The organism is Neotamlana laminarinivorans (assembly GCF_020523925.1).
GTDB classification, from domain to species: Bacteria; Bacteroidota; Bacteroidia; order Flavobacteriales; family Flavobacteriaceae; genus Neotamlana; species Neotamlana laminarinivorans.
Genome location: NZ_JAJAPW010000035.1, coordinates 1 through 398, shown reverse-complemented (window position 1 = coordinate 398; position 398 = coordinate 1). Strand labels below are relative to the sequence as shown.

At 30.9% G+C, this 398-nt stretch carries 1 pseudogene; it reads left to right on the top strand.

The window, feature by feature from the left end:
• Positions 1 to 47: 47 nt before the first annotated feature.
• A pseudogene (locus LG649_RS15930) lies at positions 48 to 398 on the top strand (penicillin-binding protein 2); the annotation flags it as partial.

Here is a 398-nt window from a genome sequence, read left to right as displayed (position 1 = left end):
ATTTTATTAAGCATTGTTTTTACCATAATTTTTAGTAAAAAACCTAAATGAGACAACTTTTACTTTTTTTTTCTATAATTGCTGTTGGCTTACTTTTTATTGCTAGATTATTTTACCTTCAAGTATATAACTCTAGTGGGCATAATTTGTATGAAGACAACGCTATTAGAAAAGTTTACGACTACCCAAAACGCGGCTTTGTATACGACAGAAATGGCGAATTACTAGTTGCCAACCAACCTTCTTATGATGTTATGGTTATTCCTCGTGAGGTTGAACCTTTAGATACCCTTGAGTTTTGTAAATTATTAAAAATTGATAAAGAACGATTCATAAAAAACTATGAAAAAGCTAGACATTATTCTCCTAGATTGCCATCGGTTTTTGTGTCTCACCTA